A 26,103-nucleotide genomic window follows, 5' to 3' on the forward strand; every position below is an offset into this window, starting at 1 on the left:
TTGCTGTCGAATGCCTTATGACTAAAGGGCGCAAGGTGAACGATATTTAATCCTGTACCCATTACGTTCTTTTCCAGCTTCGCCAGTTCCGTCCAATCGTTGGCAGAATTCAACCACTTGGCGTAGGTCGAGAGAAGCACCTGCACCGAGCGCCCAAGCTGCCAAGCAATGAACGCTGGATTCGTGGTGACGAGCCAGAAGGTTGGAAGATGAATGGCGACTCCGTCGAGACGCGGCGCTTCTGCTTCGAGCGGTATTGCGCGATCTCTCTGGCCCTTGCCAGTGCGCCAAGAGCCCGGCTGTTCAACATTACGGTGCGGGTGTATTTCGTCTTGGTCCGCTCGACTGCCTGCTTTTCAACCACGATCCGGCAGATGTGAGCCGTCTTTTTCTCGACGTCGACCTCATCCCAGCGCAGCGACATAATCTCGCCTGTGCGCATACCCACCCTGCGACACGCTGCTGATGACCCGATTTGCCTCAGAGGCGGTCGACCGTATCTTCAGGCCCGGTTTTCGGTACAGCAAGGCAGAGGTGCTGCTGATGGACTTGCGGCAACCCGGTGAGTTGGCAGAGGACTTGTTTGCGCTCAAGCAATGAGTGGCTGCATTCGACCTACATCTGCCGGCGGTTGCAGGAGCTGAGTGCAACACAGTTACTGGATTGAGGCGGGAGCCTCGTGATGCTTGGCCATCAGCTCGGTCATGACCTCGATGGGGCACTTGAAACCGAAGCGCTTACGCGGTCGGATGTTCAACTCGTAGGCAATCGCATCCAACTGCTCTTGGCTGCACACCGACAGATCCGTGCCCTTGGGCAGGTACTGGCGGATCAGTCCGTTGATGTTCTCATTGCTGCCGCGCTGCCAGGGGCTGTGCGGGTCGCAGAAGTAAATTGCCACCCCGGTCTTCTGGGTGATTTCCGCGTGACGCGCCATCTCCCGCCCTTGGTCGTAGGTCATGCTCTTGCGGGCCGCCAGCGGCATATGGTTCAGCGCCGAACTGAAGCCTTCCACGGCCGAGGTCGCCGTCGCGTCTTGCATCTTCACCAGCATCAGGTAGCCGCTGGTGCGTTCGACTAGCGTACCCACGGCCGATGCGTTGGCTTTGCCCTTGATCAAGTCGCCCTCCCAATGTCCCGGCATCACGCGATCCTCGATCTCCGGCGGACGCACATGGATGCTGACCATGTCCGGGATCTGGCCACGGCGATCTACGCCGCCAGAACGCGGACGGCGGGAGGTTTTGCCTTGCCGCAGGCAGATGATCAGCTCCTTGCGCAGTTCGCCGACCGGCAGGGCATAGATCGCGTTGTAGATCGTCTCGCGGCAGACGTAGGCGTCTTCGAAGCTTGGGGATTTCATGGTTCGCAGCTTGCCGGCAATCTGCTCGGGAGAAAAGCGCTGTCGCAGCAGGTGGGCGACCAGCTCGAACAATTCGTTGCCGGGCACCAGCTTTTGCCGGGGCCGGCAGGGCAATCGACGATCGCGCATGGCTTGTTGGGCATGCTGGGTGGTGTACTCACCCCGGGCATCACGATTGCGACGGATCTCGCGACTGATCGTTGAGGGGCTGCGGTTGAGCATTCGGGCAATGGCGCGCTGGCTCATGCCACGCAGCAGACTGACCTGGATATCGGAGCGTTCTTCAACGCTGAGTTCGTGATAAGACATGGCAACACCCTACCGGAAAGGTCAGGTGTTGCACTCAGTTTTTGCCGCCGCCGAGCAAATGCGGCTGGCCCTACAGGCCTGGATACATCAAGCCCAACTCCACAGCGAGGATTGTCTTTTCCCAAGCCGGCTACACGCCTCAGTGCATCTCTCCACCCGGCAGTACGCCCGAATCGTCAAAGCGTGGATAAAGTCTATTGGGCTAGATCCTGCTATGTACGGCACCCACACGATGAGACGTACAAAGGCATCGCTGATCTATCGCAGGACAAAGAACTTGAGAGCAGTTCAGCTCCTGCTCGGCCATACAAAGCTTGAAAGCACGGTGCGATACCTGGGCATTGAAGTCGATGACGCATTGGAGATGGCAGAGCAGACGGAGGTCTGACAGCGTCCAGCGACGGTCGAGGTATGACCGTCGCGATTCGACCCATTGCAGCCGTTTAGACAAAGCAGTGGATGCCACGACCTACGCTGCTCACTGATCGGCTAAGCATAGATACTGATGTAACTGCTCTCCAAGAACCTCGAACGCCTGAGCGATCCTGTTAATTTTGCGCAGGTCATTGTGCATTGCGATCCACACCTCAACCTCAAAGCCAAAATCGTGTGGTAGCACATGTACCAGTCCGTGCGATTTTGCGATTTGAGTCGGGCAGAGCCCGAAGCCTAAGCCCGCTCTCAGAGCGGCCAGCTGAGCAAGGTGATGATCAGAGGCAATGGCGAAATGCTGGTCGGCATCGCACAGACCAGAGTCGATATACCGACGCAAATCCGCTGAGCGTCTGTCTGGCCCGATCAGCGGTCGCTGGCGCAGCGACAGCAGGGAGGTTGGGTTACCGTAGCGCTCCAGGCACCCGGCACTGGCATGGATGCCAATCTGCAAACTGCCGACACGCCGCACCGTGATATCCGCTTCATTGGGCCGCATCAGCCGCACCGCAATATCCGATTGCAGCCTGGCGATGTCTTCAAGGGCATCGCTTATGCTCAGCTCAAGTTTGAGTCCGACGTGTTCGTAATGGAAAGGGCGCAGCAGGTCGGGCAAGACTTCGACGCCAAGCAACTCGCCACAGGTCAGCCGGACTGTACCGTGATCCATCGACGCTTCAGAGCTGGCCATGCGGTTGAAGGTTTGCGCGGCCAGATCCATGGCCTCCACATGTTCGATCAGGCGCTGCGCTCCGGCAGTAGGCGTCAGTCCTTGAGGTGTGCGGGTGAACAGACTCACACCGAGAGCGTGTTCAAGACAGTCGAGGCGCCGGCGCGCAGTGGCCTGGGCGATACCCAGCAGCTTCGCCGCGCCGCTCAGGCTACCAGAGCGCAACACGGCGAGAAATACACGCTGGCTTTCCCATTCAATACCGCTCATACATTCTTGGCCAACAGTTGCTCCTAATTTGATCTTCTGCCCGAGCCCGTGAAAAGCGATCATTCGCCCACATTTTTCCGGGCGTCATTGTAAGGAACTAACGCATGAGAATCACCGGTCAGTGCCGATGTGGGCAAGTCACCCTTGAGATCGTGGCGCGGCAATTGCCGCCGCTGTATGCCTGCCACTGTTTGAACTGCCAGCGCTGGAGCGGCAGTGCGTTTGGTCTGCACATGCTGAGCGCGGCTTCGGCTGTTCAGGTGTCTGGCGAAACGGCGATCTTTGAGCATGAACACCAAGGTCAAACGTCTACCCAACATGCCTGCGGTACATGTCATACCCGGCTGTTCAACGAGACGACGGCAGCACCCGGCATGCGAGTGGTACGGGCCGGCATCCTGGAAGGGGCTGAGCGCTTCGAGCCGGTTGCGCATATCTGGACTCGGCGCAAGCAGCCATGGCTGGTGCTGCCGGGAGCAATCGCACAATGGCAGGAGAGCCCCACGCCAGAAGCATTTGCCGCCGCATTAGGGTAAGAGCTTGCTCTTCCATAAGTGAAGATGTCGCTCGCCGAGCGGCAAATTATCAGGGTTGACTACGTCCGCTTTGGGTCGATAGCGGTTAGGCGCGACCGGCAGCTTTCGACCCAATAGCTGCCCTTGGCGGAGGGCAGCTAACGGCCAAAAGCGGTCAGTGACAATATTCGCAAAGTCTACCGCTCAGCTTCCCGAAGACCGATCTCGACTATTCGTTAGGTACAGCACCATCGCTGCGCGAGCCGCATTTTTGACTGCTGCTCCGCGCAGTGCTGCAATGGGGTCACGTTATCCGTATAGGATGTTGCTCCATGCGAGTGAATCTCCAAACACTCCCGACGCGATACCTTCAGCCTCAACCAAGGTGATATTCGCGCCTTTATCAGCTAGGTGTTACGCCAGCGAAGCGCCCACGATGCCGGCACTAATGACAACGACTCGTTTGTCCAGAGCATTTCCCATATCAACCTTCATTCTGTAGACCTGAAGGCGGTCTCAGTGTCTGCCTCTGGTCGATTTCTGCTTGTCGTAAGGGGCAGCAGTTGTCGTCTAGAAAGCAGATGTAAATTTGTCTGAAGTGGCGAAATAGCTGCCAAAATCATCGTGTTAAAACGCCGCCTGAAATGGCAGCAAGATAAGCGCGTGAGTGTTGTTGGCACTGGAGGGTAGCGAAAAATCGTTCAGCTACTACGGTAAGCGTCATCAACGACTATAGTCATTGGTGAGCCAGAGCGAATCTGACCATTCCCCTGCCAACCTGGCCTAATCCAATTCCGCGATTACACGGCGGATCTTCTTGTGTTCCTTGATGCGGAACGTGAACGTTTCGCTGCCGAAATCACTCAGGCTCAGGCTGAGATCGAGGCAGCGTTGTCTTTTTTTGAACCCCTTGATGGTGGATGGAGTTATCCCACCGGGCACGTCGCATCCCACTGAGCACGTCCCAACCACCCATCTATCAAGGTTCAAGCAATGAATACTTTAGAGTTCGATGATGCACAAAAAACCAATGGCGACCTGGTTCAGGGGCCGCTGCCGGCCGGCACTGTCGCGCCCGACTTCACTCTTCACGCAACCCCTGATCAACAGTTGTCGCTGCGTGAGCTAAAGGGAAATCCCGTGATATTGGCGTTTTATCCCGCTGACTGGACTTCGGTGTGTGGTGACCAACTGACTTTGTACAACCAGCTGCTACCCACATTCAGAGAATACGGTGCGGCGCTACTGGGTATCTCGGTTGACAGCGCCTGGTGTCATCAGGCCTTTGCCAAAGATCGGAATTTTCACTTCAGCCTGCTGGCCGATTTCGAGCCCAAAGGGGCTGTGGCACGACAGTATGGAGCGTACCAGTCCCAGCTCGGGGTTTGTAAGCGTGCGCTGTTCGTGATTGACAAGGACGGGGTGGTTGCCTGGAGCTACGTCTCCCCGATGGCAATCAACCCTGGTGCGGACGGTATTCTGGATGCGCTGGATGCTTTGGCGAATTCGCCACAAAGCACGCCAACCAAAAATTAACAGGTGATTAGATGGCCACTCTCAAAGTCCCGGTAAGTGCCAACGACCATCGCCAGGGAAGTGCGCATGCCAAGGTCACCTTGGTCGAATTTGGCGACTATGAATGTCCCTATTGCGGTGAAGCTTATTGGATGGTCAAGAATCTGCAACAGCATTTTCGCGATGACTTGCTGTTTGTGTTCCGTAACTTCCCTCTGACCACCGCTCACCCCCATGCATTGGGTGCAGCGGTCACCGCTGAGTATGCCGGGAGTCGAGGATTATTCTGGGAGGCCCACGACGAATTGTACGAAAATCAGGATCGATTGGGCCTGCCGCTGTATCGCGCCATCGTTCTCAAACACGGCCTTTCCAGGGAGGAATTCGATCTTGCAATGCAAGAGGATACTTACATTCCCAAAATACAAGCCGATTTCAATGGCGGTGTACGCAGCGGCGTGAATGGCACCCCAGCGTTTTACATTGACGGGCTTCGCTATGACGGAGTTCCAGAGTTCATCGGGATGAGTCAGATGATTGAGCTTTTGTTAGTGCGTGGACGAAATCGCTAGAGAGCCAAATCGGCTTGGCATCACCCACATCGGAGCCGAGGAAAAACCAACGTTAGCTTCCTTTTACATTAAAGAGGTGGGCACGGAGCCGGCAACTAATGAAATCTTTGAAGTATTATGAAGAAAATCGACACGCCACATGGTTAGAGTTGTTTTTTGACCTGACTTTCGTTGTTACGATAGGCCAAGTTACGCACACTCTCGGACATGTTCATGATGGGCACTTTGAACATAAGCAATTATGGACATTCTTACTGCTTTTTGTGCCGTTGTGGTGGATCTGGTCCAGTCACACGATTTACTCCAACAGGTTCGATACAGACAGCAATCTTCACCGTTTGGCAACATTATTCATAATGCTCCTGCTCATTGTGCTATCGGCACGGATCGGGGAAGACTTGGAAGTGAACTACCCGCTCATTATTGCCTGCTATTTTGGTATACGTGCAATCATCAGTGTTATGTATGTTTCATCCATTAGTAAACTCGATTCTCGCGGCGAACTTTCCTCAAGGCTTGGCTTCGCCCTATTAGTTAGCGCAGTTATTAGCCTTTCATCCGTTATTTTTGACCCGCCCTTGCGTTACCTTGTTGCTTATATTGGGATTGTTCTTGATATTCTGTTTCCTGTATTTTTCTGGACTAAACTAAAACCGTTGCCAGCACACACAGAGCACTTGGTTGAGCGCATAGGCCTACTCACCCTAATCTTATTGGGGGAGTCAATTATTAGCCTTTCCGGAGGCTTATCTAACATTCAATGGGGTTATTATAATGTGATGGCAGCCATCACCGGATTTATCATGATTTGCAGTATCTGGTGGATCTATTTTGATAGTTTTTACTTGCTGAACAAACATCAAAGCAGTATGAGTGGACACGCCTTAATCTACTCGCACCTTTTTCTTTTTATGGGGCTGGCACTTCTGGCAAATTTGATTAGGCATGCGATCCTGAACGACATTGCGATACGCGATTTCCAGATTATGTCGATCACCGGCATGGCCTTGTTTTTCCTAGGTAAGCAATATGGCTATTTCATAGCCGTGAGTAGAATAAGAAAATACATCCTACAAAACACGTTGATAGTGTTTTCTTTGGGCGGGTTAGTCGTGTTTTTACCCCGCGTCGAGTACATATTGGTCGGCCTGACAGCAACCATGATCTCTTATGTTTTTCTAAATTTCAGATATCGTTGAATCATCATTATCAGACCAGAGGGTGGGACCAAGTGAGCAAGTGGCTGACTTGCGGTTACATGCTGCCCACTACGTCGGTCTCACTGCTCGTGCGCTACTCGCCGCTACCCTTGGTCTATTTGGGTTTGTAATCCTGGTATCGTCGACCATAGTTAAGAGTCTCGGATGCCCCTCTTAGCTATCGCGATCTGATAGCGCCAGCCGCATCGTAACAACAGGAGCCACATCATGGTCAAAGTAGCGTTGTTCGTTCGCCTAGAAGCAAAACCCGGGAAAGAAAAGGATGTAGAGAGCTTTCTTTTGGGTGGCCTTCCGTTAGTGGAGGAGGAGCCAGCCACTACAGCCTGGTTTGGAATCCGCTTGGGGCCGTCCACCTTTGGCATCTTTGACGCATTCCCGGATGAAGCGGGCCGGCAGGCTCATCTTTCGGGCAAGGTCGCGGCGGCGCTTATGGCAAACGCTGCCGAGCTATTTGCCGAACCGCCATCAATCGAGAAGGTTGACGTCCTTGCGGCCAAGCTAGCCGGCTAAGCAAACCCAATAGGAAGCTCCAGTCAGTACTGGGAGGCCCACGATGTATTTTGTGAAAATCAGGATAGCTTGGGCCTGCTGCTGTTCCGGGCGGTGATCAATCAAAACACTTGTATTGAAGATAAATGTCATGGCTAAAGTGCCGTGTCCAGGATTCATGCCATGCTTGCGCGCTCGGTATAAGTGAAAGGATACGCGCGCAAATCGTGTCCAGGGACGGCGTGGAAGCCGCACAGAATCTGCAAGGCAACGTGCTCATCACGGGTTTAGGCTGGGTAGGGTAGATTGTTTGCCGGGCACCGGTCGCTCATGGCGCGAAGATCTCCATCATTGATATAGAACCGGAGGTCATCCGCGCCGTGACACCTTATGGTTTCGTCAAGTGAGCATTCGTCGGCGTAGCAGTGACCGATGTTCAATGAGCTGCCTGACGCGGCTGCACTCCGAACTGCGCAACGATGTGCGTACCCAATTCCTCAATAACTTCCACCGCAGGGCGCTTGCCGTATTTGAGATTGAGAATGACGTGGTCCACGCCGATTTCCTCAAGCGACTCCAGCAAAAAACGTAGATGGTAACGTCCAAGTCTGAACCCCAAATGGATACGTGTGGGTGGCGTTGACGGATTCTCATCGAGATCGATGTACAGCGACTGAGTAAAGGGCTTATACACAGAACCACATTGTTTCGTGACCTCCAGTCGCCAATCTTCCACGACCAGCCGCTGCATGTTCGGAATGCGTGGATAGTTGATCCATCCGTTGCTCTCACGCGCGATCCAATCCAGTGACTGGCGACTGTTGCCGGTCACGAGCATTGGAATGAATTGGGTGGTCGGTTTCGGAATCAGGTCTGCGCCTTGCATTTCACCAGTGCTCCAGTGGATGGGCTCAAAACTGGTGCTGTGGGCGCGGCGAATCACTTCGTAGTGTTCTCGAAAGATCTCTCCACGCCTTTCTGGATCGACGCCAAACGCCGAAAACTCCACTGGCCGATCTCCCGAAGCAACCCCCAGAATCAAGCGACCAGTGCTCAACTGATCTAAGCTGGCTGACGCCTTGGCCGTGTGCAGGGGATGGTGCAGCGGGATGGCGATGGAGGCGGTGCCAAGTGCAATCTCCGAGGTATGGGCGGCCATATAACCCAGGTAAACCCAGGGGTCGAAGACTTGGCCGACATCGCCGAAGCCAGGGTCGCGAAGCGGCACGTCGCGAAACCAGAGCGCGCAGAAGCCCAGCGCCTCGGCTTGTTTAGCCAGTGTGACCTGGTTGAGCATGCTCGGAGTGTCCCCGTCGAACGCCTCCATGGGAAAGAATAATCCAAGGCTCAAATGCCCCTGAGTGAAGGTTCGGCTGAACCCTCGATGCTTCTGGTAAGGAATCGTGCTCGGCCGATACATACGGATTGACCTCATGGCAGAACGTGAACAGCGCCCCCGTTTCCAGAGGTGCTGCGGCATCGGTCGCTTTTGAACGGCAGTGGGGGGACTGGGTCTGGCTTTTACCCGTTGCGCCGTACTGCTGGTCGTGTGGACCGGACTCAGGGGGCAGTTGCTGGCGATAGGCGCGGGTTGGTCCGGGTGGGTGTTAAGCGGACGGTCAAAGGAAGTCAGATCTCTCGGTTCTATACCACCAGATGGGCAAGGCGTTCGAGGAATCATTCTATAAGCGTAGGCGGTTTTGCAGCTCTCCGCCATATTCTTACAATCGAGCCGCTGGCGGGCGAAAGTCGCGTATCGAAGGCCGTTATCGGTCGTTTCCTGCCATTCCAGAACGGCCGCTATTGGCCGGTAGCTGCCTTTCGCGAAGGGCAGCTATGGGTCGGTTAGCGCCTCTGGATTGGGTTGACCATCCTTGTCTTACCTCACATGGAGGACAAGCCATGAACGCCATTACGACCAGCAGCCATCAGCCTTGGAACAAAGGAAAATTGGTCGGGCAGAAAGCTCCGCTCCGACTGAAAGATATCTGGGCCATTCGGGTAAGGCTCCAAATCGCGGAGGAAACTCGTGATTTAGCCCTTTTCGATCTGGCCATCGATAGCAAGCTACGAGCCTGCGATCTGACCAAGCTTCGCGTACGCGACGTTGCTCATGGGGAGCACGTGTCATCGCGGGCGATAGTGATGCAGCAGAAAACCCAATGTCCCGTACAGTTTGAAATTACAGAGCAAATGCGGCTGGCCCTACAGGCATGGATACATCAAGCCCAACTCCACAGCGAGGATTGTCTTTTCCCAAGCCGGCTACACGCCTCAGTGCATCTCTCCACCCGGCAGTACGCCCGAATCGTCAAAGCGTGGATAAAGTCTATTGGGCTAGATCCTGCTATGTACGGCACCCACACGATGAGACGTACAAAGGCATCGCTGATCTATCGCAGGACAAAGAACCTGAGAGCCAGTTCAGCTCCTGCTCGGCCATACAAAGCTTGAAAGCACGGTGCGATACCTGGGCATTGAAGTCGATGACGCATTGGAGATGGCAGAGCAGACGGAGGTCTGACAGCGTCCAGCGACGGTCGAGGAATGACCGTCGCGATTCGACCCATTGCTGCCACTCGTGGAGTACAGCTAGCAGCCAGAATCGGTCAATCGCAGAGTCTACGGAAGTGTGAGCGGCTCAGTCCTCACCAGTGAGAGCGTGCAAAGCCGTTTCCATTATGACCGCCCCATCACCGGCCAGCGAGGTCAGCATCGCCAGCATTGTCTCGCAGCGCTGATGGAAGAAGTCGCTAGCAACATCGTCCCAATCGTCGTCTTTGGCCAAGTAAACGTCCATTAGGCTGAGCCTTGAGCTAACTTCTATCACCGGGTCGTATCTTGGCGACATGACGCTTACCAAGCAGGTTAACGGTAAGACGGTAATCGATCTGAGCTCTGCGGAGGCGGTCAGCCGATTTGGGGGCCAACAGGCGATTAACAATGCTTCAGCTGCAGCTATCGCCAAAGGATTCGGTCGTGATGTCACTCTGGCAGGTATTCTGCAATCGACAATTTATAACACCTTGGCAGCCTATAGCTTCGATCAGGTAGGCAATTTGGGCTTGTGTAGGTTTTCGAAATAGCTGCAAAAATCGAAATTGATGCGATTGCCTCGTGCTCGGCAGAGATCTGGCTCGGATGCTCCAACCAGGATGAGGTACTTATACTTTGCTGATCAGAGGGGAAGTGCATACTAGTGAAGCGGTCTATCGCAGACTTGGACCTAGCGGGATGGCCTATTCTTAAATCAGACTCTCGAAGTAGTTAGGGCAGTCAACCAAGCGGAGAGCACGGGGCGCTTCTCTGCAAGACTGGATCCGACATTCGGCCGGCCTGTCGACTCCATCTGATCTGTTCAAAAAATGACCATCTGATGCTAATTCTTGATGGTATTACGGAATACCATAAGACACTAAATCATCAGCTGGAGTAGCACCGATGGGTTTTGAAATTCGAAAAATCGTACGCTACGTCGAAGAGCTTCACCGCGAGGGTGGCAAGATGCTGGAAAAGCCCATCACCATGGTCGGCCTCGCCGTCGTCATCAAAAATCCCTGGGCTGGCCGAGGCTTTGTCGAAGACCTCTACCCTGAGATCAGGGCATACAGCTCGGAGCTGGGCGCTCTCATGGTCCAGGAACTCTGTGCCTGTATCGATGGCGCACAGTGCATCGAGGCCTACGGCAAGGCTTCTGTGGTTGGCGCCGACGGCGAGATCGAGCATGCGTCGGCAGTGATTCACAACCTGCGATTCGGCAATCATTTCCGCGCCGCCGTGGACGCCAAGAGCTACCTGTGTTTCACCAACAAACGTGGCGGTCCAGGCACCTCCATCCAGATCCCGATGATGCACAAAGATGACGAGGGCCAGCGCTCCCATTACTTGACCTTGGAAATGCAGATCGAAGACGCTCCACGTACCGACGAAATCGTTGTGGTGCTCGGCGCAGCTGACGGCGGGCGTGCTCACCCACGCATCGGCAACCGCTACTTGGATCACCAAGAGTTAGAAGCTGAGAAGGCTTGAGTTGCTCAGACCAGGGGATGGATCCCCTTCCATCACTACAGCCCCACCACCGTGCACGCGGGCTCAACTATCGCCAAGCGATCAACGTGGTTTCGATCTATGACGGAGAACCGAAAACGGACGTCAGCACCTGAATGCTCGCAACTACTTCCTGAGCTCGGCGTCATCCTTGGGGTTCTGGGTTTGAGCAGATCATCCAGGATGCCCGGCAGATCCGTGCGATAGGCCCCACTGCAGCCTCCCATTGGACACAGGCAAAACCCAACTCCTTTCCTTCAACAGAGCTGTGAAGCTTGGGGAGAAATACACCGATAATGATACCGCCCTAATCCCTAAATCGCCTGCTGCATTAGGGGCTCACACATCACCATTTTCTCGTGCAGACCTTCCACGCTGTATTCTCGCGGTGATCAATTCAGAACTCGACGGTAACCGCTCAATGGCAGCTTGCGAAATGAGAAATCCGGGGCGACAGCGGTCGCCCCGGTATTGGTTGCCGCTATTACTTGAGGTGCTGCTTGATCGCCAGTGCGGCTTGGTTCATCGCACTGCGGGTACCAGGCACTTCGCCGAGGACGTTGAGCAGGCCGAAGTCGTGAATCATGCCGTTGTAGCGCACGGCGGTTACTGGTACACCAGCAGCGTTCAACTTACGGGCATAGGCTTCGCCTTCATCACGTAGCACGTCCATTTCAGCAGTCTGGACCAGTGCCGGCGGCAAACCCTTTAACTGATCCAAACTTGCCCGCAGCGGCGATGCGTGAATGTCGTCACGCTGCTTCGGATCAGTGGTGTAGCTGTCCCAAAACCACTGCATCATGTTGCGTGTCAGGAAGTGACCTTCGGCGAATTGGTTGTAGGAACTGTTGTTGAAGTTGGCATCAGTCACGGGCCACAGCAGCGCCTGGAAGCGCAGCTTCGGAACTCCAGTTTCCTTCGCCTTGATGGCTACTACCGCGGCCATGTTGCCACCGACGCTGTTCCCTGCCACAGCCAGGCGGCTGCCGTCGACACCGATCTCCTTGCCATGCTCAGAGACCCAGCGGGTGGCGGCGTAGGCTTGGTTGATCGCTGTCGGGAACTTGGCCTCGGGCGATGGCGTGTAATCGACGTATACCGCTGCCGCACCAGAGCCCACTACCAGATCGTGAATCAGTCGCTCGTGGGTCGGATAGTCGCCCAACACCCAGCCACCGCCATGGAAGAACATGAACACCGGCAGGTCACCCTTAGCGCCCTCTGGCCGCACCACTCGGATCTCCAGCGGCTGGCCATCGGCCTGAATGGTACGGCGCTCGACCTTAATACCGGACAAGTCGACCTTCACGCTCGCCTGGGCACCGGTCAGCACCGATCGGGCGTCTTTCGGCGACAAGGTTTCCAGCGGCTTGCCGCCGCCTGCAGCCAGAGCCTCAAGGAAGCCTTGGGTAGTGTGTTCCACGCCAGGGCTACCAGCGGCGAAGGCACTGTTGACAGCCAGAGCGAGTAGGCCGGCGGCGAGGGTACGGGACAGTTTCATTGTTTGGGCTCCTAGGTCGTGGGCAGGCGTTTAGTTCTGGTTGGCTGCAGTGTTCGGACGGATGTAACTAACTTTCTGCTCCTTGCCGTGGCTGTCACGGTAGGTCAGTGTCGCAATGCTGTTTTGGCCGCTGTTGCTGGGCGTGGCATCCACAGAGACGACTTTGTCGATGTCCAGGTCCATTCCGTAGTGGTACGGAGTGGCGGTCTGTGCAAAAGCGCCAACACTGGCGCCGAGCGTAAGAGTGACGATGGCGAATGTTTTGCGAATGGTCATGATCGTTCTCCAATGTCTCGTAAGTAATGAGCGACTGCTTAGTTCTTGAGACAAATCTTGCGCGATAATATTTTGCGCACAAAATATATTTACGCTATGGTTTCGATTGAGCCAGTGCATCAGCTCCCATGACTGGTCAGGGTTTTGGCTTGAGGTGATTTCTGCGACACAATTGCAATCTTATGTATCGCTTCTCGTTGTGCTCACCCCAAACAGGCCTGTAAGAGAGATTATGCGAGTCGCTGTTGAGCAGTGACTATCTTATTGCCAGGTCCAGTGTGGCTGTTAGCTCGGGGCGACCAAGCTAACAGTTAGTTAACCTCCGCTTCAGTCCTCAAGACGAGGTCACCTGCGTCGAGAATTTTGCTGGGTTGGTGATCAAGGGGCACCTGTAGCAGGGCCGATTGCAGCACTCAGACGAACGCTCGCGAGCCTCGGCGCCGCTCCTGGTTTAGTAGTGCTTCGACCCTGCGCAGGGCATTGGCCAGTACTGCTTGGCTACTGGCCCCCCCGATCGATATGCGTATCCCGTCCTGAACCTGCGGCGTGACGTTGAACGAGTTCCCGCATGCGACGCTTACTCCCTCATCACTCAGTGCGTGGGTGAACAGCTCCTGATTCCACTGGGAGGGTAATGGAAGCCACAGGTGCAAGCCGGTAGGGTGGGCCTGGAACGGGTGGGACAGAAGCGCTCGCGCCAGTTGCTGACGGGCACGTACTTCACGCTGGATTTCCTGCACGAGTTCCTTGGCGCAGCCGCTGCGAATCCATTGCTCGACCAACGCCAGCAGTAACGCAGAACAGCCCATGCTTGAGGCTCGCAAGCTTAATTGCAGGCGTTGCCCGTCGTCGCCGCGTGGCGGCAGGACGAAGGAGGTGCGCAGACTTGGCCACAAGCATTTGGACATTGAGGCGAGGTAATAAGTGTTGGCGCCCCCGGTCAGGGTGGCGATTGGCACTGGCGCATCGTCGATCAGATAGCGATAGGGGTCATCCTCGATCAGCGTGATATCACGTTGCAAGACGATCTCGGCTATTTCCCTCCGCCTTGCTAGTGGCATGGTGTGAGCTGTCGGATTATGGAAGGTGGGATTTAGGTAGAGCAGCCGAGCTCCGGACTCTTGCCATGCCCGTTCTAGGGCGTCAGGACACATGCCTTGCTCGTCGCTGGGAACGGCCCACAGGCGCAGGTTTAGTTGTTCGGCAGCCAGCAGCAGGCCGGGATAGGTCAGCGGATCGCACAGCACTGTGTAACCTGGCCGAGTGTGGGCGCTGAGGATAGCGAAAATCGCCGCTTGTGAGCCTGAGCAGACCAACAGGGCTCGGCTATCCAGGTCACCCAGCGCGGGCCGTAACCACCCTTGCGCGGCTTGGAGTACCGAGCGGGTAGCCGGTTCGCCCTGATAGGGCGACAAGCTTTCGATGCTGTTCCGCGCAAGCAATTGTTCGATTCCGCCGCTTACCCGCTGGGCCATCGAGCCGTTGGCTGGTTGTGGCGGGATGTTGATGGTCAGATCGATCCGGGTTTGATGCTCGGTGTCATCGGCACCCATGACGAAAGAACCGCGTCCGCCGTACGAAACAATCAGGCCGCGGTTGCGCGCTTCGGTGTAAGCACGGGTGATTGTCGTGAGGTCGACGCCCAAATGGGTGGCCAGGGTCCGCTGCGGCGGAATCTGGTCACCTTCCTGCAAAATCCCAGACCGTATGGATTCTGAGATCATTTCAGCGATTTGTATGTATTTCGCGCCCGCCTTTGGTTTGAAAGGCCTTGTCCAGCGTATTTGCAAAGATCTTGGGGTCTCTTCAGCGAGAGGCATCAATGTTCCTCCAGTTGTAAATCCATACACCAAACAATACAATGGCATACGTTACACAATTTATCCATACAATTTTGTTTTGTATGGTTTTCTTGGTGGTCGCCGGAGCGGTGCTTCAGGATTGCAACGATAAGCGCTTCCGGCTTGCCAGTCATGGAGATGATCGATGAATGACTGCCATCTAATCTGTGCAAATCGTCTCGACGATGGCGCTGTGGTCTGGCTTGATGCTGGGCATCAATGGGTGGAGATATTGCAGCAAGCTGCTTTGTTCGGTCCGGATGCGCTGCCTGCGGCAGTCCATGCTGCCGAGGCGTCTGTCCGAGCCAATGAAGTGGTTGGCCCGCTTCCTTGTCAAGCACGCATCGTCGACGGTGTGGTTGAACCGGTGAGTCTGCGTGAACGTCTTCGGGCGCGCGGCCCATCGGTGCGGACCGACCTAGGCAAACAGGCCCGGAACCTACGCGGCCCTGCCAGGCACGCCGACCGGCGCCCCGTCGTACCGATGGTGGCTGGCCAAGCCGGGGTGTACCGGTACGACCCGTTCGAGCGTGAGTTCCTCAAGGATCGCGCGCGTCAGTTCGAACAGCAAGTGGCTCGCCGGTTAAGTGGCGAGCTCGACGAAGAGGCGTTCAAGGTTTATCGACTGATGAATGGCCTGTACCTGCAATTGCACGGCTACATGCTGCGGGTGGCCATTCCCTACGGCACACTAAGCGCTGTGCAGCTGCGCCAGCTGGCTTATGTAGCCCGCACCTACGATAAAGGCTACGGTCACTTCACCACCCGGCAGAACATCCAGTTCAACTGGCCGCGCCTGGCCGATACCCCCGAAATCCTTTCGGTGCTGGCCGACGCTGACATGCATTGCATCCAGACCAGCGGCAACTGCATTCGCAACGTGACCACCGACCACTTCGCCGGTGCCGCAGCCGATGAAGTGGTCGATCCGCGGATACACGCCGAGATCTTGCGCCAGTGGTCCACCGACCACCCGGAGTTCACCTACCTGCCGCGCAAGTTCAAGATCGCCATCACCGGCAGCCCCAAAGACCGCGCCGCCGTACGTTTCCATGACATCGGCATCCTGGCTCAACGCAACGCACAAGGTGAAGCCGGCTTCCAGGTGTATGCCGGTGGTGGATTGGGGCGTACCCCGATCGTCGGCACCCGGGTGCGGGAATGGCTGCCGGAGCGGGAACTGCTGCGCTACGTCGAGGCCATCCTGCGGGTGTACAACACTCTGGGGCGGCGCGATAACCTGTACAAGGCACGCATCAAGATACTGGTGCGTGAGCTCAAGCCCGGCCGCTTCATCGAGATGATCGAGCAAGAGTTCGCTAGCCTGCCCGCCGACCACCAATACCTGGAGCCGACCATTGTCCAGGGCATTCATTCCCGCTTCGTGCAACCGGCCTTCGAGGCGCTACCCGGGCGGTGTGAGAACTTCCTGCGCGCGCTTGCAGACGACACGGCGTTCGCCAGTTGGGTGCGCACCAATACCCACCCGCACAAGCAGTGTGGCTACATCAGCGCAGTAATCTCGCTGAAACCGCCGGGTGGAATCCCAGGTGATATCAGTGCCGAGGAAATGCTAACCCTGGCCGACCTGGCCGAGGCTTACTCGCTGAACGAGATTCGCGTCTCTCACGAGCAGAACCTGGTCCTGCCGCATATCCGCCAGGGCGACCTGTACAGTGTGTGGCAGGCCTTGCGCCGGGTCGCTCTGGCGACCAGTAACATCGGCTTGTTGTCCGACTCCATAGCATGCCCAGGCATGGACTACTGCAGCCTGGCCACCGCCCGTTCGGTGCCGATCGCCCAGCGAATTGCCTTGCGTTTCGACGCAGCCCGGCAGCAGGAGGTTGGCGAGCTCAAGCTCAACGTCTCAGGATGCATCAATGCCTGTGCCCACCACCATGTGGCGCATATCGGCATCCTGGGTCTGGACAAGGCCGGCCGCGAAAACTACCAGATCACCCTAGGCGGCAGCGCCGAGGAAGATGCAGCAGTCGGGACCATCTTGGGGCGTTCGGTGCCTTACGAAGAAGTGCCTGAAGTGGTCGAGGGAATCATCGACATCTATCTAAAGCTGCGCGGGGATGGAGAACGTTTCCTCGACACCTACCGGCGCGTAGGTATCGACCCGTTCAAGGAGGTGCTGCGTGATGCTCGTTGATCGTCAAGGCCAAACGCGGGCCGACACCTGGCACTACCTAGGTATTGATGAAGTCCCCGTCTTCGCTGCCAGCAGCGTTGTTCACCCGCACCAATGGGACGACTACCACATGCGTTTCGGCGTACCTGCCCCGGGGCTCTGGCTTGCTGGTGACCAGGATCCGGCAGAAATACTGCCATTGCTTGGACACCTGACGTTGATCGTGGTCGAGTTTCCAAAGTCCCGGGATGGGCGAGGCTTTACGCTCGCACGCCTACTGCGCGAGCGCCACGGGTTCACAGGGGACCTGCGGGCAACCGGGCCGTTACTGCCAGACCAATTCGCCATGTTGCTCCACTGCGGTTTCAGCAGTTTGCTTGTTTCGGCATCCATACCAGCGGTTCGCTGGCAGGACGCCGCAGCAGCACTTCGACATGCCCGGCCGCGCACCTTGCTGGAGCGCCTTTCCCAACGCAACGAGGCATCGTGATGTTCAGCCTGACAGCGCTTGAACTGGCGCGTATCCAGTTCGGTTTCACCGTGTCATTCCACATTATTTTTCCGGCGATCACCATCGGCCTGGCAGCATTTCTCGCAGTGCTGGAAGGATTGTGGTTGTGGAAAAAAGACAACGCCTACCTCGACCTCTATCACTTCTGGTCGAAGATCTTCGCCGTGAACTTCGCAATGGGGGTGGTTTCCGGTCTGGTAATGGCTTATCAGTTTGGTACCAACTGGAGTTTCTATTCGCAATTCGCCGGCAGCATTACCGGCCCACTATTGACTTACGAGGTACTGACAGCGTTCTTCCTGGAAGCCGGTTTCCTCGGCGTGATGCTGTTCGGTTGGAATAAGGTCGGCCGCGGCCTGCACTTCTTCGCTACGGTGATGGTCGCGTTGGGTACGATGATTTCCGCCACCTGGATCCTGGCCTCAAATAGTTGGATGCAGACACCTCAGGGGCATGAAGTGATCAACGGTGTGGTGGTGCCTGTTGATTGGCTCGCCATCATCTTCAACCCATCGTTCCCCTATCGTCTGGCGCACATGGTGACGGCTGCGATGCTGTCGACAGCTTTGTTCGTAGGAGCCTCGGCCGCTTGGCATCTGCTCAAGGGGCGTAGTACCCCGGCAGTCAGGCGCATGTTCTCGATGGCGTTGTGGATGATGCTGTTCACTGCGCCGTTGCAAGTACTGATCGGCGACGCCCATGGCCTGAACACGCTTAAGCACCAGCCGGCGAAGATCGCGGCGGTGGAGGGACACTGGAGCAATACTGCGGGTGAAGGCGTGCCGTTAATCCTATTCGGGGTCCCGGACATGGAAGCGGAAACTACTCACTATAAGGTGGAGATCCCCCGCCTGGCCAGTCTGATCCTGACCCATTCGCTGGATGGAGAGATCCCTGGGCTCAAGGACTTTCCGAAGGAAGACCGCCCCAACGCCACCATCCTGTTCTGGAGCTTTAGGATCATGGTGGCCTTAGGGATGCTGATGGTCGTACTGGGACTCTTTGGCGCCTGGCTGCGCTGGTGTGGACGGTTGTACCAGTCGCGGGTACTGGCGCGCTTTGCCCTGTGGATGGGGCCATCAGGCTTGTTCGCGTTGTTGGCGGGTTGGTACGTAACGGAAATCGGCCGTCAGCCGTGGGTGGTTTATGGGGTAATGCGGACCAAGGATGCGGTATCGAACCATTCGGCGATGACCCTTTCGGTCGGCCTAGTGGTGCTAGTGATGATGTATCTCGGCATCTTCGGTACCGGTATCGCCTACATGATGCGCCTCGTTCGCAAGGGGCCTGAGACGCATGACCTTCACCCCGGCAAAATCGCCGTAATCCAGCGACCAGCACGCCCGCTCTCGGCGGTGGACGAATCGCTGTATTCCTCCTCAACTCCACACTCTGACTGACGGGAGACACTGTCATGGGTATTGATCTTCCGTTGATCTGGTTTCTGATCATCGGTTTTGGCGTGATGATGTATGTCATCACCGATGGTTTCGACTTAGGCATCGGCATCCTGTTCCCCTTTATCAGGAGCCGCGAGCATCGCGATACTATGGTCAACACCGTCGCTCCGGTGTGGGACGGCAATGAGACCTGGCTGGTGCTGGGCGGAGCCGGGTTGATGGCTGCCTTCCCCAAGGTCTATGCCATTTTGCTCAGCGCTCTGTACATTCCAGCGCTTGGCCTGCTGGTCGGGTTAATCTGGCGAGGTGTGTCGTTCGAATTCCGCTTTAAGGCTGACGACGCGCACAAGCCATTCTGGGATCGTGCGTTCATGTCCGGGTCGTTCGCTGCGGCGTTCTTCCAGGGGGTGATTCTGGGGGCGTTCATTGAAGGGCACCAGATTGCCGAAGGTGTAGCCACAAACGGCGTGATGAGCTGGCTGACGCCGTTCAACCTGTTCTGCGGGCTCGGTGTGGTCGTCGCCTACGGGTTGCTGGGCGCTACTTGGTTGATCCTCAAGACCGAAGGACCATTACAGGCGAGCATCATCCGTGCTGCGTCGCCCATCACTGTGTCCACCGTTGCGACAATGCTGATCGTCAGCATCTGGACGCCCATGACACACCCGGCGATTTTCGAGCGCTGGTTCAGTCTGCCGAACTTCTGGTTCTTTGTACCGGTGCCCGTGCTGGTACTGGTGGCGACCTGGGCAATCCTCAAGTCGCTGCGGGGAGAGCCCCATGCCGGGCCCTTCGTGTGGTCGCTGGTGCTGGTCTTTCTTGGCTACACCGGGCTGGTGATCAGCATCTGGCCATATGTACTGCCACCAAGCCTGACTATCTGGGAGGCGGCGGCGCCACCGCAGAGCCTGGGCTTCGCCCTAGTCGGAGCATTGTTCATCATTCCATTCATCCTAGGTTATTCCGCCTGGTCTTATTACGTGTTTCGCGGAAAGGTCAAGGCAGGCGAGGGGTACCACTAAATGGGCAACGAACCTGCAAAGATGGTTCGCTCTTGGCAGTCCACCCTTTCCCGAGTTGGTTGGCTGTTGTTGATATGGGCATGCAGTGTGGTTGGCCTCGGCATGGCCGCCTTGGTGATGCGTATGTTCATGAGCGTTGTAGGTATGACACGTTGATGGCGTCCCCCGCCTTTGGCGGGGGGCACGGATCAGTATGCAAAGCGTTGGAGGTGATGATGATGACATCCACGAACAGGTCGCCAAATTTCAGCGCGGGTCCCGGGGCGCTCCCGGAGCCAGTTTTGGAACAGGTCAGACGTGAGTTGCTAAATTGGAGAGATACGGGCGCGTCAGTTATGGAGGTGAGCCATAGATCACCGCACTTCATCGAAATGGCCCGGCAGATGGAGCGCGATCTTCGAGAACTGTTGTTGATACCGGAAAATTACAAGGTGCTCTTCCTTCAAGGGGGGGGGCGCTATGCAGTTTTTTCAGGTCCCAATGAATCTTCTGGGCACGGGTGGGGTCGTGGATTACGTCGACACAGGGTACTGGGCGTCGAAAGCGTTATCGGCCGCGAAGTCATATGGGGACGTGAACGTCGTTGAAGCAGTCGGGGGTACTACTCATTCGAAGTGTCTACTTCGTGAAGACAGCTGGCGTATATCGAGATCTCCTGCCTATCTCCATTACACCGCTAATGAAACGATTGATGGACTAGAGTTTCACTGGATACCCGATGTCGAAAAACATATTCCTTTGGTGGCTGATTTTTCGGCCAACATCCTGTCGGGGCCTCTCGATATTAGCCGTTTCGGCTTGATCTATGCAGGGGCCCAAAAAAACATTGGCCCAAGTGGCATGACGTTGGTTATCGTCCGTGAAGACCTATTCGGTCGTGCGCACAAACACTGCCCTGAGATTTTAAACTATGAAATACAGGCCAGGAACGGATCGATGTACAATACGCCGGTCACATTTGCCTGGTATGCATCAAGCTTGGTATTCAAATGGATAAAATCGATAGGTGGTCTGGAGGCGATGCGTGCGCGAAAGTTTCGTAAGAAAGAGATTTTGTATACGGTAATCGACAGCGACGACTTTTATATCAACGACGTACTTGCGGCTGATCGATCGCATATGAATGTGCCATTCAGGATCGCTGATGAAAGACTGGAAAAGGAATTTTTGTTAGGTGCATCAGAACTTGGTTTTCTAGGCCTGACAGGGCACCGCGCAAGAGGCGGGATACGTGCTTCAATCTATAACGCGGTATCGGAAGATGCAGTGCAAGCGCTAGCTGGGTATATGATTGACTTCCAACGGCGCCATGGGTGACCTCTTCGAAAGTCTATATTGATTGAAAGGTCGCCTGGCTGAAAGCCATTAGTTGGAGTGTTTTGCAACAAACTCCACCTTGGATTTCTGACGGCCACTGAGGGTAGCGAGTCGGCTTTTTGAGTTGCATTGGAGGCGTTAGGCTGCCTGTTACTTGTACACCTATTAAACTGGACGCTCGAAACATATAATTCGAAATCTTATGCGTTTGCGCTGCTGGCGAGTACTTTTCCAGTATGCGGCCATATCGATGCCGGAGGCAACGCCGTCTGTGACTTTTGTTGTTGGGCTCGGCTTTATTTTATGTTCAAAACAGCGAGCGCCTCTCGACTGCATCTAGCGAATGATGGATATCGAACCCTGTTGAATTCTCAGGGCTTGCTCATGCTTGGTGAAGAGTATTGAGGTGTGCGAATCGTGAGGCCTGTAACTTTAAACGACCGAATCTATGTACTGATCCGTAATTTACTTTAAGCGTTACTTCGGAGCAGGAATCATGAGCACCACTTAAATTGCCAGAGGGTTGTGGTAATGACACCGGCCATGGGTCTGTTGAGGTGCGCTATAGAAGCTGCCGCGGTCCCGCCCCCTAATTGATGGTTGATGCCATCTCACAACGGCCAACATATTAGTTCCATAAATAAAGGATCTTCTACCATGTTTTATCGTAACCGGACACTTGATCAGACAGACCCTCAGCTCTGGTCTGCCATCCAACAGGAAAACACGCGTCAAGAAGAGCACATCGAATTGATTGCATCGGAGAACTACACCAGCCCGGCGGTCATGCAGGCCCAAGGCTCTCAGCTCACCAATAAGTACGCTGAAGGATATCCCGGCAAGCGCTACTATGGAGGTTGCGAGTACGTCGATATTGTCGAGCAGATCGCTATCGATCGGACCAAGGAACTCTTCGGCGCGGAGGCTGCGAACGTACAGCCTAACTCAGGCTCGCAGGCCAACCAGGCAGTCTATATGGCAGCTATCCAACCAGGTGATACCGTTCTCGGGATGAGCTTAGCGGAAGGTGGACACCTCACGCATGGTTCGCCAGTGAACTGCTCCGGCAAGCTCTACAACTTTGTCGCCTATGGCCTCAATGAACAAGAAGAAATTAATTACGATCAAGTCGCGCGTTTGGCCGAGCAACACAAGCCGAAGCTGATCGTTTCTGGCGCTTCGGCTTACTCGTTGCGAATTGACTTTGAGCGTTTGGCTGAAATCGCAAAGACCAACGGAGCGATGTTCATGGTCGACATCGCCCATTATGCAGGCCTGGTCGCCGGTGGCGTGTATCCTAATCCAGTCCCGCATGCAGATTTCGTGACCTCAACCACGCACAAGTCTCTGCGCGGGCCGCGCGGTGGTCTGATCATGTGCAAGGCGCAATACGAGAAAGCTATCAAGTCTGCCGTTTTTCCTGGGATCCAAGGCGGCCCGTTGGAGCATGTGATTGCCGCCAAGGCGGTAGCGCTGAAGGAAGCATTGGAGCCGGAGTTCAAAGTCTATGCGGCACAGGTACTGGCCAATGCAAAGGTAATGGCCGAGACCTTGATTGAGCGTGGATTGCGAATCGTCTCTGGCAGAACAGAGAGTCACCTTATGCTGTTGGACCTGCGCTCAAGAGGCTTAACAGGTAAAGAGGCAGAGCACCTCCTAGGGAAGGCGCATATCACCGTGAACAAAAACGCGGTTCCCAATGACCCAGAAAAACCCTTTGTTACCAGCGGTATCCGATTGGGGGCGCCAGCGATGACTACACGGGGATTCAAGGAGGCCGAGGCACGTCTGATTGCTCACTTGATCGCCGATTTACTGGACGATCCGGACGATGAGGTACGTGTCGCAAGCATACGGGAACAGGTTCAAGTGTTGACCAAGGCGTTCCCCGTCTACAAATAATTGACGCTGAGCGCCCTTAGTTAACCCTGACTATGGGCACTCCTCCTGCAAAGCAGCCTGGATTTTCTTGGGCTAGTTTCTATCACGCTCCGGTCACGCAGTTCAATGATTAGCAAACGCAACTGATGGCACCTCATCACGTCATCAGCGACTGCCGCCGTGATGGTGTCTATCAAGAAGCTAAGCGTCGGGGCTCGCTAGTCATTTTTGTCGAATACCCTCACTTTTTTTAGCCTATTCCGCCATTACTGAGAGACCAACGATGAGAGTCCACTTCATTGTCCACGAATCGTTTGAGGCACCAGGAGCCTATGAAGACTGGGTCAGGAAGCGGGGGTACGTAGCCAGCTACTCCCGTGTCTATGCGAATGAGGCTCTGCCAATAAATGCAGACGACCTCGACTTACTCGTGGTTCTGGGCGGGCCACAGGATCCAGCCACCACGGTAGAACAGTGTCCACACTTCGATGCGGTTGCTGAGTGCCGACTCATCGCTCAAGCCATCAATGCCAAAAAGGCGGTCGTGGGTATCTGCCTTGGCTCTCAGCTTATCGGCGAGACGTTGGGCGCCCGTTTTGAGCACAGCCCAGAAAAAGAAATTGGGAAATACCCCATCAACCTGACGGCCGAGGGGAAATCTAACAGTAAGGTCGCTCACTTCGGCGACGTCCTTGAAGTCGGCCACTGGCACAATGACATGCCAGGTCTCACCGCCGACGCGAAGATTCTTGCGGTGAGCGAAGGCTGCCCTCGCCAGATCGTCGAGTACGGTGATTTGGTCTATGGTTTCCAGTGCCATATGGAGCTCACGCGAGAAGTCGTTGAACTCTTGATCGCAGCCTCGGAAGCGGAACTAGTCACCCTCACTGACCGGCGCTTTGTTCAGCAGCCAGAGGCCCTGCGCAGAAACGACTGGGAGGAGATGAATCAGATGCTGTTCATCTTCTTGGACAAGCTTGTGGCCGAGTACAACGCCGCCGGCATCTAGGCAGCTCCTTTCGAAGAGTCAGCCGTCCTCGGCGACTGCCTGCAATGCTGTTAGGCAGTCCCGTAGTCGCACAGCTCTCGCGCGTGAAGCAGTAGCTCGCAGATGCCGAAGCTTGGTCCTCTTGGAGGCATCCCAGATAAAAGAGAAAAGCTGCACTGAGTGCAAAAAATGCACGAATTGCTTGCCTCATGATTCACGTTAAGCGGCGCCCGGCGATCTCGCGGGGACTGACGAATGCCGCCGGTCATGTTTAAGGAACGACCGCTCTCCAACTTTGCCGTCCTTTGAGCGCAGACCCGAGACGAGTGTCCGACGGCGCGCGTCTGCGTCATCAAACCCCACATATCCGGCTATCTCCACGGAGAACTGTCTGATCGTTCTTGGATCAGCCCTATCCATCAGAGGCGCGCTCGTGGCTTGTCCGAAGCTGTCTGTAACCGGGGCTCTCCCCGCCTAATCGAAAAAATCACCGAATGGTGCTTGACCAGGGAGAACGATCGTTCTACATTGAATACATGAGCAAAACAACGATAGATCACAGAGCCCAGATCCTAAACACTGCCGAGAAACTCATCTACGAAAACGGGATTCATGCCACGGGCATGGACCTACTGGTGAAGACCTCTGGCGTGTCAAGGAAGGGTATCTACAAGCACTTCGCTACCAAAGATGATGTCGCAGCTGCGGCCTTAAGTGCCCGCGACGTACGCTGGATGCAATGGTTCAGGACTGAATGCGACAAAGCAGCTACGCCGTACGATCGCATACTGAGTATGTTTACTGTTTTGAAAAGCTGGTTCGAGGCGGATGGTTTCTGCGGCTGCGCGTTCATTAACACGGCAGGCGAGGTAGGAAATCCCGATGACCCCATCCGCCAGATCGCGAAGCTGCACAAGCAAAAACTCTTAGACTATACGCTTGAACTGACTGAGCAATTGAACACCGAGCAACCGCTGGTCTTAGCTAGGCAGTTATTAATTTTGATGGAAGGCGCAATCACCATGGCTCGTGTTATGGGTGACTATCACGCTACTGATAACGCAAAGGAAGTTGCACAGCTATTGCTGAAACAGCTTACGCCCTAAAGCTTGAGCTTCAGAGACACCACTCACACTTATCTATCCTACTAGACTGGAGTCACCACCATGTCCAATGCCCAAACTCGCCCGCCACTTCCTCCTTTCACTCGTGAAACGGCGATCGAAAAAGTTCGACTTGCTGAAGATGGTTGGAATAGCCGCGAGGCGGAGAAAGTCTCGCTCGCGTACACGCTGGATACTAAATGGCGTAACCGCGCTGAGTTTGCTAGCAATCGCGAAGAAGCTAAAGAATTTCTTACCCGCAAGTGGAAAAAAGAGCTGGATTATCGCCTGATCAAAGAGCTCTGGGCCTTTACCGATAACCGCATCGCCGTCCGTTACGCTTACGAGTGGCATGATGATTCCGGTAACTGGTTCCGCTCCTACGGCAACGAGAACTGGGAATTCGAAGCTGATGGCCTGATGCGCCGTCGCTTCGCCTGCGTTAACGACATGCCTATCAAGGAAAGCGAGCGCAAGTTTCACTGGCCGCTGGGCCGCCGCCCCGATGATCACCCTGGTCTGACTGAGTTGGGACTGTAACTCCGGAGTCTATGCAGGTTCTTTGTAAACCTAGGATTCTTGGCTGAGCAGAATGAGCTTGGAATTCAATTTCTGCTACTGCGGATCAGTTACGGGCGCTTTCTAGCTAAAGCGCAGTTCGACCGACGTTTATGTTGCGCCACGGATATAAATTCCCAAGCATACACGCACCTGCATCAATGAT

The 26,103-nt window shown here is 55.4% G+C and carries 23 protein-coding genes and 5 pseudogenes; 19 read left to right on the forward strand and 9 right to left on the reverse strand.

Annotated elements, in window-relative coordinates:
- Positions 1–109: 109 nt before the first annotated feature.
- Complete coding sequence (locus AC3RCM_RS10400; protein WP_081273289.1) at positions 110–442, reverse strand: tyrosine-type recombinase/integrase; 333 nt, start codon at positions 440–442, stop codon at positions 110–112.
- Here AC3RCM_RS10400 and AC3RCM_RS10405 point away from each other — a divergent pair.
- Positions 442–597: pseudogene (locus AC3RCM_RS10405) on the forward strand (DNA polymerase V subunit UmuC); the annotation flags it as partial. The gene AC3RCM_RS10400 and the pseudogene AC3RCM_RS10405 overlap by 1 nt on opposite strands.
- Positions 598–655: 58 nt before the next feature.
- On the opposite strand, the gene AC3RCM_RS10410 reads toward AC3RCM_RS10405, so the two are convergent.
- The gene (locus AC3RCM_RS10410; RefSeq protein WP_008435491.1) at positions 656–1,672 is read right to left on the reverse strand and encodes an IS30 family transposase; all 1,017 of its coding nucleotides are present in this window, start codon (positions 1,670–1,672) and stop codon (positions 656–658) included.
- A gap of 40 nt (positions 1,673–1,712) precedes the next feature.
- Between AC3RCM_RS10410 and AC3RCM_RS10415 the strand changes: the two are divergent.
- A pseudogene (locus AC3RCM_RS10415) lies at positions 1,713–2,060 on the forward strand (tyrosine-type recombinase/integrase); the annotation flags it as partial.
- Positions 2,061–2,150: 90 nt separating this feature from the next.
- Here AC3RCM_RS10415 and AC3RCM_RS10420 read toward each other — a convergent pair.
- Entirely contained in the window at positions 2,151–3,107 is a 957-nt protein-coding gene (locus AC3RCM_RS10420) for a LysR family transcriptional regulator (RefSeq protein WP_104886208.1), read from the reverse strand.
- 41 nt (positions 3,108–3,148) lie between these two features.
- On the opposite strand from AC3RCM_RS10420, the gene AC3RCM_RS10425 reads away from it, so the two are divergent.
- A complete protein-coding gene (locus AC3RCM_RS10425; RefSeq protein ID WP_012051932.1) occupies positions 3,149–3,580 on the forward strand; it encodes a GFA family protein in 432 nt (143 codons plus the stop codon).
- A gap of 291 nt (positions 3,581–3,871) precedes the next feature.
- On the opposite strand, the pseudogene AC3RCM_RS10430 reads toward AC3RCM_RS10425, so the two are convergent.
- A pseudogene (locus AC3RCM_RS10430) lies at positions 3,872–4,042 on the reverse strand (FAD-dependent oxidoreductase); the annotation flags it as partial.
- A gap of 510 nt (positions 4,043–4,552) precedes the next feature.
- Between AC3RCM_RS10430 and AC3RCM_RS10435 the strand changes: the two are divergent.
- From AC3RCM_RS10435 to AC3RCM_RS10450, 4 genes are all read left to right on the forward strand, one after another.
- Positions 4,553–5,095, forward strand: coding sequence for a redoxin domain-containing protein (locus tag AC3RCM_RS10435; RefSeq protein WP_019751018.1), 543 nt, complete (start codon positions 4,553–4,555; stop codon positions 5,093–5,095).
- Between the two features lie 11 nt (positions 5,096–5,106).
- Entirely contained in the window at positions 5,107–5,646 is a 540-nt protein-coding gene (locus AC3RCM_RS10440; protein WP_019751019.1) for a DsbA family protein, read from the forward strand.
- Positions 5,647–5,744: 98 nt separating this feature from the next.
- Positions 5,745–6,845 carry a low temperature requirement protein A gene (locus tag AC3RCM_RS10445; RefSeq protein ID WP_492629568.1) on the forward strand — a complete coding sequence of 367 codons (1,101 nt, stop codon included), beginning with the start codon at positions 5,745–5,747 and terminating at the stop codon, positions 6,843–6,845.
- 228 nt (positions 6,846–7,073) lie between these two features.
- On the forward strand, positions 7,074–7,376 hold the full coding sequence (locus AC3RCM_RS10450; protein ID WP_019751021.1) for a putative quinol monooxygenase: 303 nt from the start codon (positions 7,074–7,076) through the stop codon (positions 7,374–7,376).
- 415 nt (positions 7,377–7,791) lie between these two features.
- Here AC3RCM_RS10450 and AC3RCM_RS10455 read toward each other — a convergent pair whose 3' ends face one another.
- Positions 7,792–8,775, reverse strand: coding sequence for an LLM class oxidoreductase (locus AC3RCM_RS10455; RefSeq protein ID WP_064493024.1), 984 nt, complete (start codon positions 8,773–8,775; stop codon positions 7,792–7,794).
- A 482-nt stretch (positions 8,776–9,257) separates the two neighbouring features.
- On the opposite strand from AC3RCM_RS10455, the pseudogene AC3RCM_RS10460 reads away from it, so the two are divergent.
- Positions 9,258–9,879, forward strand: a pseudogene (locus AC3RCM_RS10460) (tyrosine-type recombinase/integrase).
- A 117-nt stretch (positions 9,880–9,996) separates the two neighbouring features.
- Here the strand turns inward: AC3RCM_RS10460 and AC3RCM_RS10465 are convergent.
- Positions 9,997–10,143 carry a hypothetical protein gene (locus AC3RCM_RS10465; RefSeq protein WP_492629569.1) on the reverse strand — a complete coding sequence of 49 codons (147 nt, stop codon included), beginning with the start codon at positions 10,141–10,143 and terminating at the stop codon, positions 9,997–9,999.
- 653 nt (positions 10,144–10,796) lie between these two features.
- Between AC3RCM_RS10465 and AC3RCM_RS10470 the strand changes: the two genes are divergently transcribed.
- Positions 10,797–11,384: an amino acid synthesis family protein gene (locus AC3RCM_RS10470; protein WP_492629570.1), complete on the forward strand. Its 588-nt coding sequence runs from the start codon at positions 10,797–10,799 to the stop codon at positions 11,382–11,384.
- A gap of 502 nt (positions 11,385–11,886) precedes the next feature.
- Here AC3RCM_RS10470 and AC3RCM_RS10475 read toward each other — a convergent pair.
- The 3 genes from AC3RCM_RS10475 to AC3RCM_RS10485 all read right to left on the reverse strand — a co-directional run bounded on the left by AC3RCM_RS10475 (position 11,887) and on the right by AC3RCM_RS10485 (position 14,999).
- Positions 11,887–12,903, reverse strand: coding sequence for an alpha/beta hydrolase (locus AC3RCM_RS10475; RefSeq protein WP_492629571.1), 1,017 nt, complete (start codon positions 12,901–12,903; stop codon positions 11,887–11,889).
- 30 nt (positions 12,904–12,933) lie between these two features.
- Positions 12,934–13,179: a DUF2790 domain-containing protein gene (locus AC3RCM_RS10480; protein ID WP_492629572.1), complete on the reverse strand. Its 246-nt coding sequence runs from the start codon at positions 13,177–13,179 to the stop codon at positions 12,934–12,936.
- Between the two features lie 413 nt (positions 13,180–13,592).
- On the reverse strand, positions 13,593–14,999 hold the full coding sequence (locus AC3RCM_RS10485) for an aminotransferase-like domain-containing protein (protein WP_492629573.1): 1,407 nt from the start codon (positions 14,997–14,999) through the stop codon (positions 13,593–13,595).
- Between the two features lie 166 nt (positions 15,000–15,165).
- Here AC3RCM_RS10485 and AC3RCM_RS10490 point away from each other — a divergent pair, with 166 nt between their 5' ends.
- The 10 genes and pseudogenes from AC3RCM_RS10490 (at position 15,166) to AC3RCM_RS10535 (ending at position 25,919) form a co-directional block, all read left to right on the forward strand.
- Positions 15,166–17,178 carry a DUF2849 domain-containing protein gene (locus AC3RCM_RS10490; protein WP_492629574.1) on the forward strand — a complete coding sequence of 671 codons (2,013 nt, stop codon included), beginning with the start codon at positions 15,166–15,168 and terminating at the stop codon, positions 17,176–17,178.
- Complete coding sequence (locus AC3RCM_RS10495) at positions 17,168–17,647, forward strand: DUF934 domain-containing protein (protein ID WP_492629575.1); 480 nt, start codon at positions 17,168–17,170, stop codon at positions 17,645–17,647. Before AC3RCM_RS10490 ends, AC3RCM_RS10495 begins: the two co-directional genes overlap by 11 nt.
- Positions 17,647–19,068, forward strand: a complete 1,422-nt coding sequence (locus tag AC3RCM_RS10500; protein ID WP_492629576.1) for a cytochrome ubiquinol oxidase subunit I — start codon at positions 17,647–17,649, stop codon at positions 19,066–19,068. Before AC3RCM_RS10495 ends, AC3RCM_RS10500 begins: the two co-directional genes overlap by 1 nt.
- Before the next feature lie 14 nt (positions 19,069–19,082).
- Complete coding sequence (cydB, locus tag AC3RCM_RS10505) at positions 19,083–20,090, forward strand: cytochrome d ubiquinol oxidase subunit II (protein ID WP_492629577.1); 1,008 nt, start codon at positions 19,083–19,085, stop codon at positions 20,088–20,090.
- A gap of 21 nt (positions 20,091–20,111) precedes the next feature.
- Positions 20,112–20,246 (forward strand): DUF2474 domain-containing protein, encoded by a 135-nt coding sequence (locus AC3RCM_RS10510; RefSeq protein WP_492629683.1) that lies wholly within the window; start codon positions 20,112–20,114, stop codon positions 20,244–20,246.
- Between the two features lie 62 nt (positions 20,247–20,308).
- A pseudogene (gene serC, locus AC3RCM_RS10515) lies at positions 20,309–21,407 on the forward strand (3-phosphoserine/phosphohydroxythreonine transaminase).
- 657 nt (positions 21,408–22,064) lie between these two features.
- On the forward strand, positions 22,065–23,309 hold the full coding sequence (gene glyA, locus AC3RCM_RS10520; protein WP_492629578.1) for a serine hydroxymethyltransferase: 1,245 nt from the start codon (positions 22,065–22,067) through the stop codon (positions 23,307–23,309).
- 262 nt (positions 23,310–23,571) lie between these two features.
- Positions 23,572–24,297, forward strand: a complete 726-nt coding sequence (locus tag AC3RCM_RS10525; protein WP_492629579.1) for a type 1 glutamine amidotransferase — start codon at positions 23,572–23,574, stop codon at positions 24,295–24,297.
- A 515-nt stretch (positions 24,298–24,812) separates the two neighbouring features.
- Positions 24,813–25,382 carry a TetR/AcrR family transcriptional regulator gene (locus AC3RCM_RS10530; protein WP_492629580.1) on the forward strand — a complete coding sequence of 190 codons (570 nt, stop codon included), beginning with the start codon at positions 24,813–24,815 and terminating at the stop codon, positions 25,380–25,382.
- A 60-nt stretch (positions 25,383–25,442) separates the two neighbouring features.
- The gene (locus AC3RCM_RS10535; protein WP_492629581.1) at positions 25,443–25,919 is read left to right on the forward strand and encodes a nuclear transport factor 2 family protein; all 477 of its coding nucleotides are present in this window, start codon (positions 25,443–25,445) and stop codon (positions 25,917–25,919) included.
- The last annotated feature ends 184 nt before the right edge of the window (positions 25,920–26,103 follow it).

The sequence above is a fragment of the Pseudomonas sp. GW823-FHT05G12 genome, assembly GCF_058795575.1.